Raw genomic sequence first — 17,479 nt, 5'->3', positions numbered from 1 at the left:
CGATGGGGGAATCGGATGTTCGTCGAAAGATCACGAACGCTACGCTGTGGCGCCGATGACGCGTCAGCGTGCACGGGCAACTGGACAGCTGCACAAGAGGAATAGGGCGGGGAACGGCCATGATGGGACCAGCACACTCACTGTCGGGGGCCGCGGCCTGGCTCGGCGTCGGAGCGGCCGCCGCCGCGGCCGGCCACACCATGCCCTGGCCGGTTCTGCTGGTCGGCGCGCTGATCTGCGCAGGCGCCGCCCTCGCCCCGGACCTGGACCACAAGGCCGCCACCATTTCGAACGCCTTCGGTCCGGTGTCACGACGCCTCTGCGAGATCGTCGACAAACTCTCCTACGCCGCCTACAAGGGGACCCGGAAGCCGGGCGACCCGCGGCGTTCCGGCGGTCACCGCACGCTGACCCACACCTGGCTGTGGGCGGTGCTGCTCGGCGCGGGCACGGCGGTGCTGGCGATCACCTGCGGGCGCTGGGCGGTCCTGGCCATCCTCTTCGTGCACATGGTGCTCGCCATCGAGGGTCTGCTGTGGCGGGCCGCCCGCGGTTCCAGCAGCAACGTCCTGGTCTGGCTGCTCGCCGCGACGAGTTCGTGGATCCTCGCGGGAACGCTCGACAAGCCGGGCAACGGTGCGGACTGGCTGTTCACGGCGCCGGGCCAGGAGTACCTGTGGCTCGGTCTGCCGATCATCCTCGGCGCCCTGGTGCACGACATCGGGGACGCCCTGACGGTGTCCGGCTGCCCGATCCTGTGGCCCATCCCGGTCGGCCGCAAGCGCTGGTATCCGATCGGCCCGCCCAAGGTGATGCGCTTCCGCGCGGGCAGCTGGGTCGAGCTCAAGGTGCTGATGCCGGTGTTCATGCTGCTGGGCGGCGTGGGCTGCGCGGCCGCGCTGAACTTCATCTGAGGCCGTCTCCTCCCCGGGGACACCGACGCTCGGTGACGCCGGGCTCGCACACCGGCATCGTGCGGAGTCTCCCCGCTGTGGCCCTACGCGGCGGCGGGAGGGGCGGTTCGCGCGGGCGCCCGGCTCAGCCGGCGGGACGTCCTTCGCTCAGCAGGCGACGCCCGTCCCGCTCAGGCGTTCTCCGCGGCGCCGGTCCCCGGCTCCCCGCCTCCGTACCGCCGCTCGAACTGGGCGATGCGGCCCTCCGAGTCCACCGTGCGGGCCTTGCCCGTGTAGAACGGGTGGCTCTCCGAGGAGATCTCGACGTCCACGACCGGGTAGGTCTCGTCGTCGTCCCAGTCGATGGTCCGGTCGCTCGTCGCGGTGGAGCGGGTGAGGAAGGCGTATCCGGCGGCGCGGTCGCGGAAGACCACGGGGTGGTAGTCGGGCTGCTTGTCCTGTTGCATGGGTGCTCCTTGAGGGAGGGCCGGGTCGGGCGCCGGTCAGCCGGGCACGGAGTCCTCGTCGACGATGTGCATCGCGGCCTCCTCGGCCGAGGCCGCGGCGCCGTCGATGCCGATGTCCGTGGCGATGAGCCCGCTCTCCTCGTCCTCGTGCGCGCCTTCGTTCGGGGCTACCAGACGGCCCGAGCGGAGGGCGCCGACCTCGTTGTCGAGGGGTTCTCCGTCGGTGCCCTGGCAGTCGCCGATGCCGTCTCCGTCGGGTTCGGCGACATCGGGCAGTTCCTCGGCCAGGCGCTGGTCCAGGGTCTCGCCCGCCCGGCGCTCCGAGGCGGTCACCCCGCGGTTCTCCACCGCCCACGGCCGATCCGGCGGGGACCAGCCACGGTCCAGTGGGTCACTGACACCGTCGGCGACCAGTGTGTCCTCGCCGTCGAGCAGCCCCGCGTCGTCCTGTACCTCGGATCCGTCGGGCTGGTAGACGTCGTCTCCCCATCCGTCGGCGCTGTCCACGGCTACCTCCAGGGGGTGCGGACGGGACCGGTGCCGCCGTACTCGGCGACGGGCCCGCGGGCCACAGGACACAGGCGTCGCCCCGAGCGAACCGGATGGTTCCCGGGAGCCCTCCGAGCGGGTGCCCACGTCCAGGGTTCCACCCCCCTTCGCCCCCGCGCAACGCCACAGCGGCCGACGAGCAGCGCCACAAGGGCCGACGTCCGGCCCCACCGGCCTCTTGCGGGGCTCGCGGAGGGCCGGCGCGACCCGGTTCCCGGCGAGAAGGGAGACCGCGTCGACCGAGCCCACTGCCGGACCCGGCCTCCATCGGCCCACTCCACTGAGCGGCGGGACGAAAGCGGCGCGGGACACCCGGAGGGCGGGTCCGCACCGGTCCGGTCCACCGTGCGGGCGGGAGCGGACCGGCGCGTCGGGTGCCGGGCCGGGCACGGTCCGGGCGGCACCCTCCGCTCACCCGTGCCAGGACCTCCACAGCGCCGCGTACGCCCCGTCCGCCGCGACCAGTTGCTCGTGGCTGCCGAGTTCGCTGATGCGGCCGTCCTCGACGACGGCGATGATGTCCGCGTCATGAGCGGTGTGGAGGCGGTGGGCGATCGCCACGACGGTGCGGCCGTCGAGCACCCGGGCCAGCGAGCGCTCCAGATGGCGGGCCGCCCGCGGATCCAGGAGCGAGGTCGCCTCGTCCAGGACCAGGGTGTGCGGGTCGGCCAGTACCAGCCGGGCCAGCGCGATCTGCTGGGCCTGGGCCGGAGTGAGCGCGAACCCGCCCGAGCCGACCTCGGTGTCCAGGCCGTCGTCCAGCGCCCGCGCCCAGCCGTCCGCGTCGACCGCTCCGAGAGCCGCCCACAACCGGGCGTCGATGGCGTCGACCGGAGCCTCGGCCGGTGCCTCCTCGTCCGTGCCGTGCCGGACGTGCGGGACGGCGAGCAGCAGGTTGTCGCGCAGGGAGCCCACGAAGACGTGGTGCTCCTGGTTGACCAGGGCCACGTGCGAGCGGACCTTCTCGGCGGGCATCCGGGACAGCTCGGCGCCGCCGAGCGTGATCCGGCCGTCCCGGGGTGCGTAGATCCCGGCGAGCAGCCTGCCCAGCGTGGACTTGCCCGCGCCGGACGGGCCGACCAGGGCGAGCCGGGTACCGGGCGCGACCGCCAGGGAGACCTCGCGCAGTACGTCCACGCCCTCGCGGTAGCCGAAGTGCACCCGGTCCGCGTGGACGTCGCGTCCCTCCGGCGCCACCGTCGGGTCTCCCGCGGCCGGCTCGATGTCCCGGACACCGACCAGCCGTGCCAGCGAGACCTGGGCGACCTGCAGCTCGTCGTACCAGCGCAGGATGAGTCCCACCGGGTCGACGAGCATCTGCGCGATCAGCGCACCCGTCGTCAGCTGTCCCACCCCGATCCAGCCCTGGAGGGCGAAGAATCCGCCGATCATCAGGACCGAGCAGAGCACCGTCACATGCGTGATGTTGACGACCGGGAAGAGGACCGACCGCAGCCAGAGCGTGTACCGCTCCCATGCCGTCCATTCCTGGACCCGCCGGTCCGACAGCTCGATGCGGCGCCTGCCCAGGCGGTGCGACTCGACGGTGCGGCCGGCGTCGACCGTCTCGGCGAGGACGGCGGCGACGGCGGCGTAGCCGGCGGCCTCCGAGCGATAGGCGGAGGGCGCGCGCTTGAAGTACCAGCGGCATCCCACCACCAGCAGCGGCACGGCGACCAGCACGGCGGGAGCGAGCGCCGGGGCGGTCACGGTGAGCCCGGCGAGCAGCAGGGCCGCCCACACCACACCGATGGCCAGCTGCGGCACGGCCTCGCGCATGGCGTTGGCGAGCCGGTCGATGTCGGTGGTGATGCGGGACAGCAGGTCGCCCGTCCCGGCCCGCTCCAGGACGCCGGGCGGCAGCCCGACCGACCGCACGAGGAAGTCCTCGCGGAGATCGGCCAGCATGCGCTCCCCGAGCATCGCGCCGCGCAGCCTCACCTGGCGGACGAAAACGGCCTGGATGACCAGCGCGACGACGAACAGGGCGGCGGTGGCCTCCAGATGGAGTTCGCGCGTGTGGTCCGAGACCCGTTCGACGACCGAGCCCAGCAGATAGGGCCCGGCCATCGAGGCCACGACGGCCACGGTGTTGACGGCGACCAGAAGCAGGAAGGCCCTGCGGTGCCGTTGGAACAGTTCGGTCACGTAGGCGCGTACGGTCGCGGGCGCGCCGACGGGCAGCGTGTTCGCCGTCGTCGGGGCGGCCGGGTCGTACGCCGGTGGCGCCACGCCGATCATGCGGTCTCCTCGATTTCTTCCAGTACGCCGTCCAGAACGGCCTCGTCGTCCACGGTCACGCCGCGGAGGGTGGCCTGTGCCGCTGCCTCGGCGGCGGCCTCCTCTTCGGTCTCGCGGGTCACCACGGCCCGGTAGCGCGGCTCGTCGCGCACCAGATCGCGGTGCACGCCGACCGCGACGACCTCGCCGTCGTGGACCAGGACGACCCGGTCGGCCTGGTCCAGGAGCAGCGGTGAGGAGGTGAAGACCACGGTGGTGCGCCCGGCGCGCAGGGAGCGCACTCCGTCGGCGATCCGGGCCTCGGTGTGGGAGTCGACCGCGGACGTCGGCTCGTCCAGGACGAGCACCTCGGGGTCCGTGATCAGGGACCGGGCCAGCGCGAGCCGCTGACGCTGGCCGCCGGACAGGGAGCGCCCGCGTTCGGTGACGCGGGCGTCCATCGGATCCTCGGCGTCCAGTGAGCCCTGCGCGAGCGCGTTCAGCACGTCGCCGCACTGCGCGGCGGCCAGCGCTGCATCGGCGCTCACGAGACCCGACGCGGGTACGTCGAGCAGCTCGCGCAGTGAGCCGGACAGCAGCACCGGGTCCTTGTCCTGGACGAGGACCGCGGTGCGGGCGGAGTCCAGGGGCAGGTCGTCGAGCGGTACGCCCCCGAGGATCGCGGAGGTGCTCCGCGGCACGCCCCCGACAAGCACCTCGGTGCCCGGCTCGGAGGCATGGCCACCGAGCCGCTCGGCCAGCAGCCCCGCCGCGTCCGGGTCGCCGCACACCACGGCGGTGAACCGCCCCGCGGGAGCGAGCAGCCCGGTCACCGGGTCGTACAGATCGCCGGACGGGACTTCAGCGGCGCGCGAGCCGTCGCTGTCCATGGCCCGTTCCAGGGACAGCACCCGGGCGGCCCGCCGGGCCGACGGACGCGAGAACGAATAGGCCATGGCAATTTCCTCGAAATGCCGCAAAGGGTACGTAAGCAGCATGACGGCGCTGTAGACGGTGACCAGTTCGCCGACCGTGATGTGGCCGTCGCGGGCCAGCTGCACACCACGCCAGACGACGACGATCATCAGCAGACCGGGCAGCAGTACCTGGATCGCCGAGATCAGCGACCACATGCGGGCGCTGCGCACCGCGGCCCGGCGGACCTCCTGGGAGGCGCGGCGGTAACGGTCGAGGAAGAGTTCCTCGCCGCCGATGCCGCGCAGTACCCGCAGGCCGGCGACGGTGTCGGACGCCAGCTCGGTGGCGCGGCCCGCCTTCTCCCGCTGGAAGTCGGCGCGCCGGGTGGCGCGGGGCAGCAGCGGCAGCACGGCGAACGCCAGCACGGGTACGCCCACGGCGACGATCACGCCGAGCGCCGGCTGATAGAGGACCAGGCCCACGCAGACCAGTACCACGGTCACGGCCGCCGCCGTGAAACGCGACATGCCCTCCACGAACCAGCCGATCTTCTCGACGTCGCCGGTGGAGACCGCGACCACCTCACCCGCCGCGACGCGCCGTGTCAGCGCGGCGCCCAGTTGAGCGGTTCTGCGGGCGAGCAGTTGCTGTACGCGCGCTGCCGCGGTGATCCAGTTGGTGACCGCCGCGCGGTGCAGCATGGCTTCGCCCAGGGCGATGCACGCGCCGCACAGCACCATCAGCCCGCCGGTCAGGGCGAGCCGGGTGCCGGAGTGGTCGATGACGGCCTGGACGGCCAGACCGACGCAGAACGGCAGCACGGAGACGGCCACGAAGTGCAGCAGGCCCCAGGCCAGGGCCTTGAACTGACCGCCGAGCTGGTTCCGCCCGAGCCACCACAGGAATCGGGGACCTGAGCGCGTGTCCGGCACGCCCGGGTCTGGATACGGAAGGTCTTGGATCTGCATGACGTCCCAGTGGCTCGTGTCAGGGGGTGGAGGGAGCCGCGGATTTCGGCAACCTTCCGGCCGAGGCCGGTAGCAAACCGTGAAAGGTTCGCGTCGCAACGTGGTCGGAGGCAAACCATTTACCGGGCAGGGGGACGGAATCGGCCCGACCGGCCGCGAACGGCCGGGCTGGGGGGAGAGGGCGATTCGTCCGAGACGTGGTGCGAGGATGGGCGGATGCGAAAGAACGGTGCGATGCGTACGGGGCTCGCGGCAGTGGCCTGCGGGGCCGTCGCGGTCACTCTGTCGGCTTGTGGTGGCTCGGCGGGCGGGAGCGGGACGAAGGGGCACGCGGGATCGGGTGGCGCAGCGGCCCGTACGAGCGCGCCCGCGGTCGATCCGAAGCGCATCCCCGATGTGGGTGACAAGCTCCAGCGGAAGATCCCGTCCGAGTCCCGCCAGGTCCTCGCGGTCTACGGCGAGGGCAAGGATTCCGCGAACTCCACGGCGGTGCTGTACACGAAGTCGGGTACGGCCTGGAAGAAGACCCGCAGTTGGGCCGCGCACAATGGGAAGAAGGGCTGGACCACCGACCATCACGAGGGCGACAAGCGCAGTCCGGTCGGAGTGTTCACGCTCAGCGACGCCGGTGGTGTGCTCGACGACCCGGGCGCCCGGCTCCCGTACACGCAGGCGGACGGCTTCCAGGCACCGCGCTACTGGGCGAAGTCGCACTGGCACGACTTCGACTACGTCATCGCCATCGATTACAACCGTCTCAAGGGCAATCCGCCGGACGACCCGACCCGCCCCTGGGGCGACGAGAAGGGCGGCGGCATCTGGCTGCACATGGACCACGGCAGCGGCACGTCGGCGTGCGTGAGCCTGTCCAAGCCGGCCATGGAGTACCTGCTGCGCACACTCGACCCGGATCAGCACCCCGTCGTCGTGATGGGGGACAAGGCGGACCTGAAGGCCTAGCGCACCGGGCGTCCGGCCGGATGCCGGCGGAGGCGCGAGGCGGGGCCGGCCGGTTCGCCGGACGTCCCGATGTTCCGCCGCCCGGGTCACCCCGTCGTTCCGCCGCCCAGTCACTCCGCTGTTCCAGCGCCCCGGTCACTCCGCTGTTCCGCCGCCCCGGTCACCCCGCTGTTCCAGCTTCCGGGGGTTCGCCGTTGCAGCGGCCCGGGGTTCCGCCGTTCCGTCGTTCGGGTGCGCCGGGGGCTTCGAGGCGCCATTGCGGACGGCTCAACCGCCCCGTAGAACACCGCACATGAGTAGACCGGTCATCATGTCCATGCTCGCCGGAGTGATCCTCGTGGCGGGCGCCCTCCTCGGGGCGGGCCCGGCCCCGGCGGCCCCCGCGTCCGTCGCGGCTCGTACGTCCGGCGTACCCGTCATCGCCCGATCCGCCGACGTGCCCGCCGAGTTCGGCAGCGACTGGCACGATCCCGTCACCGCTTCCCCGCCCGTCGGCAGGCCCGCCGGTACGTCCTGTGAAGTGACCCTCGCCGAGGCGCAGTTCCGCGACTTCACGCCGTACACGGGCACCTACACCCCGCCGAAGCGCTGCGGCGACCGCTGGAGCAAGGTCGTGCTCCGCCTCGAAGGCAAGGTCAAGGGGCGCCAGTTCGACCGCCTCGGGTATCTGCGCGTCGGCGGGGTGGAGATCCTCCGCACGTCCACCCCGGAGCCGTCGCCCGACGGGATCGCGTGGTCCGTCGAGAAGGACGTGACGCGCTACAGCGACACGTTCCGGCGCAGCCGCGACGTCGAGATGCTCATCGGGAACGTCGTCGACGACACGTACACGGGCGTCCTCGACGTCAGGGCCACGCTGACGTTCTACGCGGGCGGGCCCGCCGCGGCCCCCGACCGTGTCCTGACGCTCCAGGACGGCACCCTGACCACCCCGCGCAACAGCGAGCGCGTGATCGCCGAGGTGTACGCGACCGGGTCCGGTGGTGGCTGCGAGGAGTACTGGTATCTCACGGTCCCGGACGAGGCGCCCTACTCCTGCAAGGCGGACAACGGCCCCTACCGTGAGGTGCAGATCAGTGTCGACGGCCAACTCGCCGGTATCGCCGAGCCGTTCCCGACCGTGTGGACCGGCGGCTGGTCCAACCCCTTCCTCTGGTACGTGATTCCGGGGCCCCGCGCGTTCGACGTCAAGCCCGTCGAGTACGACCTGACCCCCTTCGCCGGACTGCTCAACGACGGGCGTCCGCACCGGATCGACGTCTCGGTCGTGGGCGTCCCCGAGGGGCGGACCGGCTGGAGCGTGCCGGTCAACGTGCTCGTCTGGCAGGACGCGCGGCGCGCCCACGTGGGCGGTGCCCTCACTCGGGCCGAGGCGGGCGATCTCGTCAACTCTTCTACGTACAAGCCAGGTTCGGAGAACCGGCTCGACACCGAGGGAGGGCACCGACTGACGGTTGCCGGATACCTCGACACCTCGCACGGTCGGGTGCGGACCACGGTCAGCCGCACTCTCGCGCACACCTCCGGGCACCGCTGGACCGACGGCGAGACCACGGACGGCCTCGAGGCGAAGTGGACCGACGACGAGACGGTCACGGTCGACGGACGCGGACCCGCCGTGACGACGTACACCCGGCGCACGTACACGATGGACGGCACGACCACCCTCGGCGCGGACGACCGGCTGCGGACCGTGCTGACGCTCGGCGACCGGGCCGCCGTGACCGAGGCGTCGGCCGGCCGGCGCACCGCGTGGTCATGGCTCGACGACACCTATACGGGCGACGCGACGTACACGGCGAACGTGCCGCGCGACCAGCGTCACGCCGTCGCCACGACGAGCGAGCGCTATCGCCGGTACGGCTCGGCGGGCTGCTACGACCGTTCCCTCGTCACCGTGCAGGGGCTGCTGACGGAGGATCGCACCGGCTGCTGAGGCGGCCGTCGAGGGGCCGCGATTCCCCGGGAGCGGCGGCCCGGGCGAGGAGGGACGGCGGACGCGGGGTGCCTCCCGCGGCGTTCGCCGTCCGGTATCCCATGCTCGGCGTCCGGCGTCCGGCGTCCGGCGTCCGGTGTCCGGCGTCCGGCCGGGTCACCCGGACCGGTCGTCGGCCGCCGGACGGGTCGCGTGCTCCAGCGCCAGCAGGGCGGAGTAGTAGCCGCGGCCCGTCGCGTGTTCCATGCCCACCTCGCACATGCGGTTCGCCGACAGATGAGCGTCGAAGTCGCGGGAGTCCACGAACGCCGCCTCCTCGCGGGTGGCCGACTCGGTGAGTTCCCTGTGGAGCATGCCGCGGTCGCCCGCGAAGGCGCAGCACCCGGCGTCGTCGGGCACCACCACCTCGTCGGCGCACGCCTCGGCCACCGTACGCAGCTGTGCCTCGTCGCCCAAGTGCCGCATGGAGCAGGTCGGGTGGAGTACCGCGGAGCCGAGAGTGCGGTGCACGGTGAGGTGGGGGAGGAGTTCCTCCGCGGCCCACACCAGCGAGTCGACGACCGTCAGCCCGGCGTGCAACTCCCGGTTGTCGGCGGTCAGATACGGTACGACCTCCCGCGCGATGCCGAGCGTGCAGGACGAGGCGTCGACGACGAGCGGCAGTCTGCCGCCGGCGGTCCAGCCCCAGGCGGCCTCGACGACGCGGTTGGCCATCACGGCGTTGCCCGTGTCGTACCCCTTGGAGTGCCAGATCGTGGCGCAGCACGTCCCCTTCACGTCGTCCGGGATCCAGACCGGCTTTCCCGCGCGCTCGGAGACCGCGACGACGGCCCGCGCGAGCGACACGTCTCCGGGACCCGCGAAGATGCGGTTGACACAGGCCGGGTAGTAGACGGCGACGGCCCCGACGCGCGCCGTACCGGGCATGGCGGAGGCGGCGGCTCCCGGCATCCGCGGCAGCCATTCGGGCACGAGGTCCGGGCGTACGACCCTGCGCACCGCGCGCGTGACGGCGGTGACCCGCCGGTCGCCGATCCGGTCCGCGGCGGCGACGGCCAGCCGGGCCGAGACCTCGAGGGCGCGGAAGTGCCGCGCGGCCAGCGCGGCCGCCTTCTCCTCGCGGGGCGAGTGCCGCGCGTGCCGGAACTCTTTCATCAGGGCGCCGGTGTCGATGCCGACCGGGCAGGCGAGTCCGCAGGTCGAGTCGCCCGCGCAGGTGTCCACGGCGTCGTATCCGTACGCCCCCAGGAGGCCCTGCTGGACCGCGGAGTCGCCGGGCTGGCGCATCATCTCGCGGCGCAGCACGATCCGTTGGCGTGGTGTGGTCGTCAGGTCCCGGCTGGGGCAGGTCGGTTCGCAGAAGCCGCACTCGATGCAGGGGTCGGCGATGGCCTCGACCCGCGGGATCGTCTTCAGGCCCCGCACGTGCGCTCGCGGATCACGGTCGAGCACGATGCGCGGTGCGAGCACTCCGTCGGGATCGATCAGCCGTTTCGTGCGCCACATCAACTCCGTCGCCGCGGGCCCCCATTCGAGCTCCAGGAAGGGCGCGATGTTGCGTCCGGTGGCGTGCTCGGCCTTCAGCGATCCGTCGAAGCGCTCGACGGTGAGCCGGCAGAACTCGTCCATGAAGGCGGCATAGCGCTCCACATCGGCGGGCCTGGACGCGTCGAAGGCCAGCAGGAAGTGCAGGTTGCCGTGGGCGGCGTGGCCCGCGACGGCGGCGTCGAAGCCGTGCCGGGTCTGGAGTTCCAGCAGTGCCTCGCAGGCCTCGGCGAGCCGCTCGGGCGGCACCGCGAAGTCCTCCGTGATCAATGTCGTGCCGGACGGACGAGCACCGCCGACCGCCGTGACGAACGCCTTGCGGGCCTTCCAGTAGCCGGCGACGATCCGCTGATTGCGGGTGAAGGAGTTCGCCACCGAGGGCACGGGGGTCACCAGGGGGAGCCCCTCGAGCATCGTGCGGACCCTCTCCTCGTACGCGTTCTGCGTGGCCTCGTCCGGAGCGCGGAACTCGACGAGCAGCGCGGTCGTCGGGCCCGGGAGACCCGCCCAGTCCCCGGGCACGCCCTCGACGCTCACGGAGGCGCGCAGCGTGTTGCCGTCCATCAGCTCGACGGCCGAGGCGCCCGCGGCCGTGAACAGGGGCACGGCGGCGGCCGCGGCCGGCAGCGAGCCGAAGAAGAGCAGCGCGGCGGAGACCCGTCGTTCCAGCGGCAGGGTGTCGAAGACGACCTCCGAGATGAAGCCGAAGGTGCCCTCCGAGCCGACCATCAGGCCGCGCAGGATCTCGACGGGCGTCGAGCCGTCGAGGAAGGCGTCGAGGCGGTAGCCGTTGGTGTTCTTGATCGCGTACTTGGCGCGGACGCGGGCGACCAGCCCGGCGTCGGACTCGATCTCCGCCTTGAGCTCCATGAGCCCGGCGCACAGGGCCGGTTCGGCCTGCGCGAGCCGCACGTCGGCGTCCGGCTCCGCCGTGTCCACGACCGTGCCGGTGGGCAGGACGAAGGTGAGCGACGCGAGCGTGCGGTACGAGTTGCGGGTGGTGCCCGCCGTCATGCCGGAGGCGTTGTTCGCGACCACGCCGCCGACCGTGCAGGCGATCGCGCTCGCCGGATCGGGACCGAGCACGCGCCCGTGCCGGGCGAGCGCTGCGTTGGCGCGTGCGACGGTCGTGCCCGGGGAGATACGGGCCCGCGCTCCGCCGTCGAGGACCTCGACGCCCGTCCAGTGCCGGCGTACGTCGACGAGGATGTCCTCGCCCTGGGCCTGGCCGTTGAGCGAGGTCCCGGCCGCCCGGAACACCACCTCGCGGCCCTTGCCGTGCGCGTACGAGAGCACGGCCGAGACGTCGTCGATGTCCTCGGGGACCACGACGACCCGCGGCACGAATCGGTAGGGGCTGGCGTCGGAGGCGTAGCGCACGAGGTCGGAGATCTTGGTCAGCACCTTGTCGGCGCCGAGCAGTGCGATCAGGTCACCGCGCAGTGGCTCGGGGGTGCCCCCGGCCCGGTCCTCGGGGACCCGGTCGGCCGCCGGGGCCTCGCGGTGTCCGTCGGGGCGCAGTGCGTCGGGGTCGGGCTCCAGCAGAGGCATCGCGCACCACTCCTCACGGGCTCACCGAGCGGCGCGCACCCGTGCTCGACCGCTCCGTGGGCGGTGTTCCGCCCCGTGCGGTCTCAGCGGCGGAGCTCCGCCCTGAACCGTCTCAGCAACGGTGTTCCGCCCTCGGCATGCCGTCCACCAGGGTGTCCAGCAGCTCGCCGAGCACCTTGCGCTGCTCGTCCGTCAATGGAGCCAGGATCTCCTCCGCGGCGCCGCGGCGCGCGGCGCGCAGTTCGCGCAACGCCTTGCGTCCCTCGTCCGTGACCTCGATACGGATCACCCGGCGGTTGGTGGGGTCGGGTGCCCGGCGTACCTTGCCGCTCGCCTCCAGGCCGTCGACCAGCGTGGTCACGGCGCGCGGCACCACTTCGAGGCGCTCCGCGAGATCGGCCATGCGGGGCGGTGAGCTGTAGTGCGCGAGGGTGCGCAGCAGCCTTGACTGGGCGGGTGTGATGCCCAGCTCGCGCTGCTCCAGATGGCGCTTCTGGATGCGGTGCACGCGGCGCGTCAGGCGCAGCAGCTGCTCGGCGAGCAGACCGTCGGCATCGGGGGTGGTCATGCGGGAACAATATCAGGATGACGTTCATTGTGAGTATAGGTAACAATGAGCTAGGCTCCGGCAGTCGTCGGATCCTCACTGATGTCCTCGTCGTCCCATTTCCCTAGGAGTCCATTGCGTCCCGACCAGTCAACCTGGAGCCCGCCACCCGTCGACAAGGAACAGCCACGGCAGGTGCGCCGCATCCTGAGTCTCTTCCGGCCCTACCGTGGCCGCCTCGCGATCGTCGGCCTGCTGGTGGGCGCCGCGTCCCTCGTGTCCGTCGCCACGCCCTTCCTGCTGAAGGCGATCCTGGACACCGCGATCCCCGAAGGCCGTACGGGCCTGCTGACCCTGCTCGCCCTCGGCATGATCCTGAGCGCCGTCCTGAGCGGCGTCTTCGGCGTCCTGCAGACCTTGATCTCCACGACCGTCGGCCAGCGCGTGATGCACGATCTGCGCACAGCGGTCTACGGCCGCCTTCAGCGCATGTCGCTGGCCTTCTTCACCAGGACGCGCACGGGCGAGGTGCAGTCGCGCATCGCCAACGACATCGGCGGCATGCAGGCGACCGTCACCTCCACCGCCACCTCGCTGGTCTCCAACCTCACCAGTGTGGTCGCCACGATCGTCGCGATGGTGGCCCTGGACTGGCGCCTGACCGTCGTCTCCCTGCTCCTGCTGCCGGTGTTCGTGTGGATCAGCCGCCGGGTCGGCAACGAGCGCAGGAAGATCACCACCCAGCGCCAGAAGCAGATGGCGGCGATGGCCGCCACCGTCACCGAATCGCTCTCCGTCAGCGGCATCCTGCTCGGGCGCACCATGGGCCGGGCCGACTCGCTCACGAAGTCCTTCGCCGAGGAGTCCGAGGGCCTGGTCGACCTCGAAGTGAGGTCGAACATGGCGGGGCGCTGGCGCATGTCCGTCATCGGCATCGTCATGGCCGGCATGCCCGCCGTCATCTACTGGACCGCGGGTGTCGCCCTCCAGCTCGGCGGCCCCTCCATCTCGATCGGCACGCTCGTCGCCTTCGTCTCGCTCCAGCAGGGCCTGTTCCGTCCGACGGTCAGCCTGCTGTCCACCGGTGTGCAGATCCAGACCTCGCTCGCGCTGTTCCAGCGCATCTTCGAGTACCTCGACCTGCCCATCGACATCACCGAGCCCGAAAGCCCCGTCCACCTCGACCAGGTCAAGGGTGAGATCCGCTTCGAGGACGTCGAGTTCCGCTACGACGACAAGGGCGCCCCGATCCTCGACGGCATCGACATCACCGTCCCGGCCGGCGGCAGCCTCGCCGTCGTGGGACCGACCGGCTCCGGCAAGTCCACACTCAGCTATCTGGTGCCGCGGCTGTACGACGTCACGGGCGGGCGCGTGACCCTCGACGGGGTCGACGTCCGCGACCTCGACTTCGACACCCTCGCGCGCGCGGTCGGCGTCGTCTCCCAGGAGACGTACCTCTTCCACGCCTCGGTCGCCGAGAACCTGCGCTTCGCCAAGCCGGACGCCACCGACGAGGAGCTGCACGCGGCGGCGCGGGCGGCCCAGATCCACGACCACATCACGTCGCTGCCCGACGGGTACGACACGGTCGTCGGCGAGCGCGGCCACCGGTTCTCCGGCGGTGAGAAGCAGCGCCTGGCCATCGCCCGCACGATCCTGCGCGACCCGCCCGTGCTCATCCTCGACGAGGCGACCAGCGCCCTGGACACCCGTACGGAGCACGCCGTCCAGGAGGCCATCGACGCCCTGTCGGCCAACCGCACCACGCTCACCATCGCGCACCGGCTGTCCACGATCCGGGGCGCCGACCAGATCGTGGTCCTCGATTCGGGCCGCGCGGTCGAGCGCGGCACGCACGAGGAACTGCTGACGCGGGAGGGGCGCTACGCCGCTCTGGTGCACCGGGACGCCCAACTGGAGCCGACAAGATGACGATATGCCGGGTTTGTAGGCTTTAGCGCGTTACCGTGCCCGTTATGCAGATGAACACTCCGCCACGGAGCACGATTCGACTGACGCGCCGGGGCCGGGTCGCCCTCATCACGACCGGAGCCGTCGTGGCGGCCACCGCCGTGGCGGTGCCGCTGCTGAGCATGGGAATCGAGGACGCGCCCCCGACGTCGCTCGTCATTCCGGAGGGCTGGCGCTCCGGCCAGGTCTACGCGGCCGTCGACAAGGCTCTCCGGGTGCCCGCGGGCACCACCAAGAAGTCCGTCGTCAAAGCCGGCCTCAAGCTCCCGAACGACGCCCGGGGCAACCCCGAGGGCTACCTCTTCCCGGCGACGTATCCGCTCGGCGAGAAGACGACCCCGGAGTCGCTCCTGTCGTTCATGGTCGGCACCGCGAACAAGAAGTTCAACGGAGCGCCGATCGCGGCGGGCGCGCAGCGCAACGCGATGAACGTCTATCAGGCGGTGACCATCGCGAGCATCGTGCAGGCGGAGGCGGCGACCAAGGCGGACATGGGCAAGGTGGCCCGGGTCGTCTTCAACCGCCTGGAGCGCGGTATGCCGTTGCAGATGGACTCCACCATCAACTATGCGCTGAACCGCTCCACCCTGAGGACCAGCCAGGCCGACACGAGGCTCAACAGCCCCTACAACTCGTACCAGCGCATGGGCCTGCCGCCCACACCGATCGCCAATCCCGGTGAGGAGGCGATGCGTGTCGCGATCAATCCGCCCCCGGGCGACTGGCTGTACTTCGTCACGGTCAAGCCGGGCGACACGCGCTTCACGGCCAGCTACGAGGAGCACCAGCGCAACGTCGCCGAGTTCAACCGGTACCACCGGAGCGGGTCTCCCACGGCAGCCACTCCCACGGCGGCCGCTCCCACCGCAGTCACTCCCACGGCGGCCGCTCCCACCGCAGTCACTCCTACGGCGGCCGTTCCGACCGTAGCCGCTCCGACCGCAGCTGCTCCGACCGCAGCTGCTCCGACCGCAGCCCCTTCCACGGCAGCCGCTCCTACCGCAGTCACTCCTACGGCGGCCGCTCCCACCGCAGTCACTCCTACGGCGGCCGCTCCCACCGCAGTCACTCCTACGGCGGCCGCTCCCACCGCAGCCTCTCCCGCGAGTTGAACGCCGGGCAGGGGCATCACGCGGCGATCGGCGCGTCCGCCAGCAGCCGCCTGATCTCCTGTACGGCCGCACGTCCGGCCCGGTTGGCGCCGATGGTGCTCGCCGACGGCCCGTAGCCCACCAGGTGGATCCGCGGGTCGGCGACCACGCGCGTCCCCTCGACGCGGATGCCACCGCCCCGCTCGCGCAGCCGCAGCGGCGCCAGATGGTCGATGGCGGCCCGGAAACCGGTCGCCCACAGGATCACGTCGGCGTCCAGGCGCCGCCCGTCCGCCCACTCCACGCCGTCCGGGGTGATCCGGTCGAACATCGGCCGCCGCTCCAGCACGCCGTCGGCCAGCGCCTGCCGGATCGTGTCGTTCAGCGGCAGCCCGGTGACCGAGACGACACTCCGGGGCGGAAGCCCCTGGCGGACCCGTTCCTCGACGAGCGCGACGGCGGCCCGGCCGAACTCCTCGGTGAAGGGGCCCTCGCGGAACACCGGGGCGCTTCGCGTGACCCAGGTGGTCGCGGAGGCGTGGGCGGCGATCTCCATCAGATGCTGGGTGCCGGAAGCGCCGCCGCCCACGACGACCACGCGCTGCCCGGCGAACTCCTCGGGGCCCGGGTACTGAGCCGTGTGCAACTGCCGTCCGCGGAAGGTCTCCTGGCCCGGATAGCGCGGCCAGAACGGGCGGTCCCAGGTGCCCGTCGCGTTGATCAGCGCCCGGGTCGACCACGTACCGTCGCCGGTCTCCACGAGCAGCCGTCCGCCGGGTCCCTGCCGGACGGCGCTGACATCGACCGGCCTGCGTACCCGCAGGTCGAAGGCGCGCTCGTAGGCGGCGAAGTACTCCGAGACGACCTCGGAGGACGGTCGGGCCGGGTCGGCGCCCGTGAGTTCCATGCCGGGCAGGGAGTGCATCCCATGCACCTTGCCGTACGTCAGCGACGGCCAGCGGAACTGCCAGGCGCCGCCGGGGCGCGGCGCGTGGTCGAGGACGACGAAGTCCCGTCCGGGCTCGAAGCCGGTGCGCCGCAGGTGAAAGGCGCCGGCCAGACCGGCCTGTCCGGCCCCGATGACGACCACATCGACCTCACGCGCGCGTACCCCTGTGTCGTTCACGCTTCTACCAACCGGACCGGTCTCCGGGATCTTCCCGCCGGGCACCCGACTGTGAGCCACCCGACGGGCCCACGTCGGCCGCCGCCCGCGACCGGCCGACCCCGCCGTCGATGTCTCCGCCGGTCAGGAGCACGACTGTCACCGCCGGTCAGGATCACGCCCTGCTGCGCCCGTGGGACCTGTGAGATGTAGGGGTCCCACAGCCTCCGCGCGGCGCCCTGGATCCCGTGCGGAATCCGTCGTATGGGAGAGGATTGAGGCATGTCCGATGCCTTCACCACGCACGTCCTGAACATCTCCTCCGGTTCGTCGGAGGCGGTCGTCGACCTCACCCGCGACTGCGAGGCCTTCCTGCGTGAGGTCGCGGCGGGCCGCGACGGTCTCCTGAACATCTTCGTACCCCACGCCACCGCCGGAATCGCCATCATCGAAACGGGCGCGGGCAGCGACGACGACCTCCTCACCGCGCTGCACTCCCTGCTCCCCGCGGACGACCGCTGGCAACACCGTCACGGCAGCCCCGGTCACGGCCGTGACCACGTCCTCCCCGCCATCGTCCCGCCGCACGCGACCCTGCCGGTGGTCGACGGGAGCCTGGAGCTGGGGACGTGGCAGTCGGTGTGCCTAGTGGACACGAACCGGGACAACCCCCACCGCGAGGTCCGCTTGTCGTTTCTCGGCTAGTCCGGGCGCGACCGGGACCGCGGGGCCGGTTCCGGCTTGGCCGGTTCCCG

At 71.9% G+C, this 17,479-nt stretch carries 12 protein-coding genes and 1 pseudogene; 6 read left to right on the top strand and 7 right to left on the bottom strand.

The window, feature by feature from the left end; all coding sequences use genetic code 11:
• Nucleotides 1-119 precede the first annotated feature (119 nt).
• A complete protein-coding gene (locus ACWD68_RS23800; protein ID WP_451808455.1) occupies nucleotides 120-914 on the top strand; it encodes a metal-dependent hydrolase in 795 nt (264 codons plus the stop codon).
• A 170-nt stretch (nucleotides 915-1,084) separates the two neighbouring features.
• Here ACWD68_RS23800 and ACWD68_RS23795 read toward each other — a convergent pair whose 3' ends face one another.
• The 4 genes from ACWD68_RS23795 to ACWD68_RS23780 form a co-directional block, all read right to left on the bottom strand.
• Nucleotides 1,085-1,360 (bottom strand): type B 50S ribosomal protein L31, encoded by a 276-nt coding sequence (locus ACWD68_RS23795; RefSeq protein WP_451808454.1) that lies wholly within the window; start codon nucleotides 1,358-1,360, stop codon nucleotides 1,085-1,087.
• Nucleotides 1,361-1,396: 36 nt separating this feature from the next.
• Nucleotides 1,397-1,867, bottom strand: a complete 471-nt coding sequence (locus ACWD68_RS23790; RefSeq protein ID WP_451808453.1) for a DUF5709 domain-containing protein — start codon at nucleotides 1,865-1,867, stop codon at nucleotides 1,397-1,399.
• 453 nt (nucleotides 1,868-2,320) lie between these two features.
• Complete coding sequence (locus tag ACWD68_RS23785) at nucleotides 2,321-4,150, bottom strand: ABC transporter ATP-binding protein (protein ID WP_451808452.1); 1,830 nt, start codon at nucleotides 4,148-4,150, stop codon at nucleotides 2,321-2,323.
• Nucleotides 4,147-6,015 carry an ABC transporter transmembrane domain-containing protein gene (locus ACWD68_RS23780; RefSeq protein ID WP_451808451.1) on the bottom strand — a complete coding sequence of 623 codons (1,869 nt, stop codon included), beginning with the start codon at nucleotides 6,013-6,015 and terminating at the stop codon, nucleotides 4,147-4,149. Before ACWD68_RS23780 ends, ACWD68_RS23785 begins: the two co-directional genes overlap by 4 nt.
• A 216-nt stretch (nucleotides 6,016-6,231) precedes the next feature.
• Between ACWD68_RS23780 and ACWD68_RS23775 the strand changes: the two genes are divergently transcribed.
• Both ACWD68_RS23775 and ACWD68_RS23770 read left to right on the top strand, forming a co-directional pair.
• Entirely contained in the window at nucleotides 6,232-6,975 is a 744-nt protein-coding gene (locus ACWD68_RS23775) for a L,D-transpeptidase family protein (RefSeq protein WP_451808450.1), read from the top strand.
• 292 nt (nucleotides 6,976-7,267) lie between these two features.
• A complete protein-coding gene (locus tag ACWD68_RS23770) occupies nucleotides 7,268-8,911 on the top strand; it encodes a peptide-N4-asparagine amidase (protein ID WP_451808449.1) in 1,644 nt (547 codons plus the stop codon).
• A 156-nt stretch (nucleotides 8,912-9,067) separates the two neighbouring features.
• On the opposite strand, the gene ACWD68_RS23765 is transcribed toward ACWD68_RS23770, so the two are convergent.
• Together ACWD68_RS23765 and ACWD68_RS23760 are read right to left on the bottom strand one after the other, a co-directional pair.
• Nucleotides 9,068-12,007, bottom strand: coding sequence for an FAD-binding and (Fe-S)-binding domain-containing protein (locus ACWD68_RS23765; protein ID WP_451808448.1), 2,940 nt, complete (start codon nucleotides 12,005-12,007; stop codon nucleotides 9,068-9,070).
• A gap of 112 nt (nucleotides 12,008-12,119) precedes the next feature.
• Nucleotides 12,120-12,575, bottom strand: coding sequence for a MarR family winged helix-turn-helix transcriptional regulator (locus ACWD68_RS23760; protein WP_451808447.1), 456 nt, complete (start codon nucleotides 12,573-12,575; stop codon nucleotides 12,120-12,122).
• Nucleotides 12,576-12,689: 114 nt separating this feature from the next.
• On the opposite strand from ACWD68_RS23760, the gene ACWD68_RS23755 reads away from it, so the two are divergent.
• Both ACWD68_RS23755 and mltG read left to right on the top strand, forming a co-directional pair.
• The gene (locus tag ACWD68_RS23755; protein ID WP_451808446.1) at nucleotides 12,690-14,489 is read left to right on the top strand and encodes an ABC transporter ATP-binding protein; all 1,800 of its coding nucleotides are present in this window, start codon (nucleotides 12,690-12,692) and stop codon (nucleotides 14,487-14,489) included.
• 44 nt (nucleotides 14,490-14,533) lie between these two features.
• Nucleotides 14,534-15,367, top strand: a pseudogene (mltG, locus tag ACWD68_RS23750) (endolytic transglycosylase MltG); the annotation flags it as partial.
• A 289-nt stretch (nucleotides 15,368-15,656) separates the two neighbouring features.
• Here mltG and ACWD68_RS23745 read toward each other — a convergent pair.
• A complete protein-coding gene (locus tag ACWD68_RS23745; RefSeq protein WP_451808445.1) occupies nucleotides 15,657-16,745 on the bottom strand; it encodes an NAD(P)-binding domain-containing protein in 1,089 nt (362 codons plus the stop codon).
• 261 nt (nucleotides 16,746-17,006) lie between these two features.
• On the opposite strand from ACWD68_RS23745, the gene ACWD68_RS23740 reads away from it, so the two are divergent.
• Nucleotides 17,007-17,429: a secondary thiamine-phosphate synthase enzyme YjbQ gene (locus ACWD68_RS23740; RefSeq protein WP_451808444.1), complete on the top strand. Its 423-nt coding sequence runs from the start codon at nucleotides 17,007-17,009 to the stop codon at nucleotides 17,427-17,429.
• The last annotated feature ends 50 nt before the right edge of the window (nucleotides 17,430-17,479 follow it).

It is taken from the genome of Streptomyces sp. NPDC005141 (genome assembly GCF_053599975.1).
Note: the sequence above shows the minus strand (reverse complement) of the source record. Positions and strands in the feature narration are given on the sequence as shown.

Bases quoted from the DNA above. Each gene is read 5' to 3' on its own strand.
- ACWD68_RS23740 (WP_451808444.1), top strand. From the start codon at position 17,007: ATGTCCGATGCCTTCACCACGCACGTCCTGAACATCTCCTCCGGTTCG.
- ACWD68_RS23795 (WP_451808454.1), bottom strand. From the start codon at position 1,360: ATGCAACAGGACAAGCAGCCCGACTACCACCCCGTGGTCTTCCGCGAC.
- ACWD68_RS23780 (WP_451808451.1), bottom strand. From the start codon at position 6,015: ATGCAGATCCAAGACCTTCCGTATCCAGACCCGGGCGTGCCGGACACG.
- ACWD68_RS23800 (WP_451808455.1), top strand. From the start codon at position 120: ATGATGGGACCAGCACACTCACTGTCGGGGGCCGCGGCCTGGCTCGGC.
- ACWD68_RS23760 (WP_451808447.1), bottom strand. From the start codon at position 12,575: ATGACCACCCCCGATGCCGACGGTCTGCTCGCCGAGCAGCTGCTGCGC.
- ACWD68_RS23770 (WP_451808449.1), top strand. From the start codon at position 7,268: ATGAGTAGACCGGTCATCATGTCCATGCTCGCCGGAGTGATCCTCGTG.
- ACWD68_RS23775 (WP_451808450.1), top strand. From the start codon at position 6,232: ATGCGAAAGAACGGTGCGATGCGTACGGGGCTCGCGGCAGTGGCCTGC.
- ACWD68_RS23785 (WP_451808452.1), bottom strand. From the start codon at position 4,150: ATGATCGGCGTGGCGCCACCGGCGTACGACCCGGCCGCCCCGACGACG.
- ACWD68_RS23765 (WP_451808448.1), bottom strand. From the start codon at position 12,007: ATGCCTCTGCTGGAGCCCGACCCCGACGCACTGCGCCCCGACGGACAC.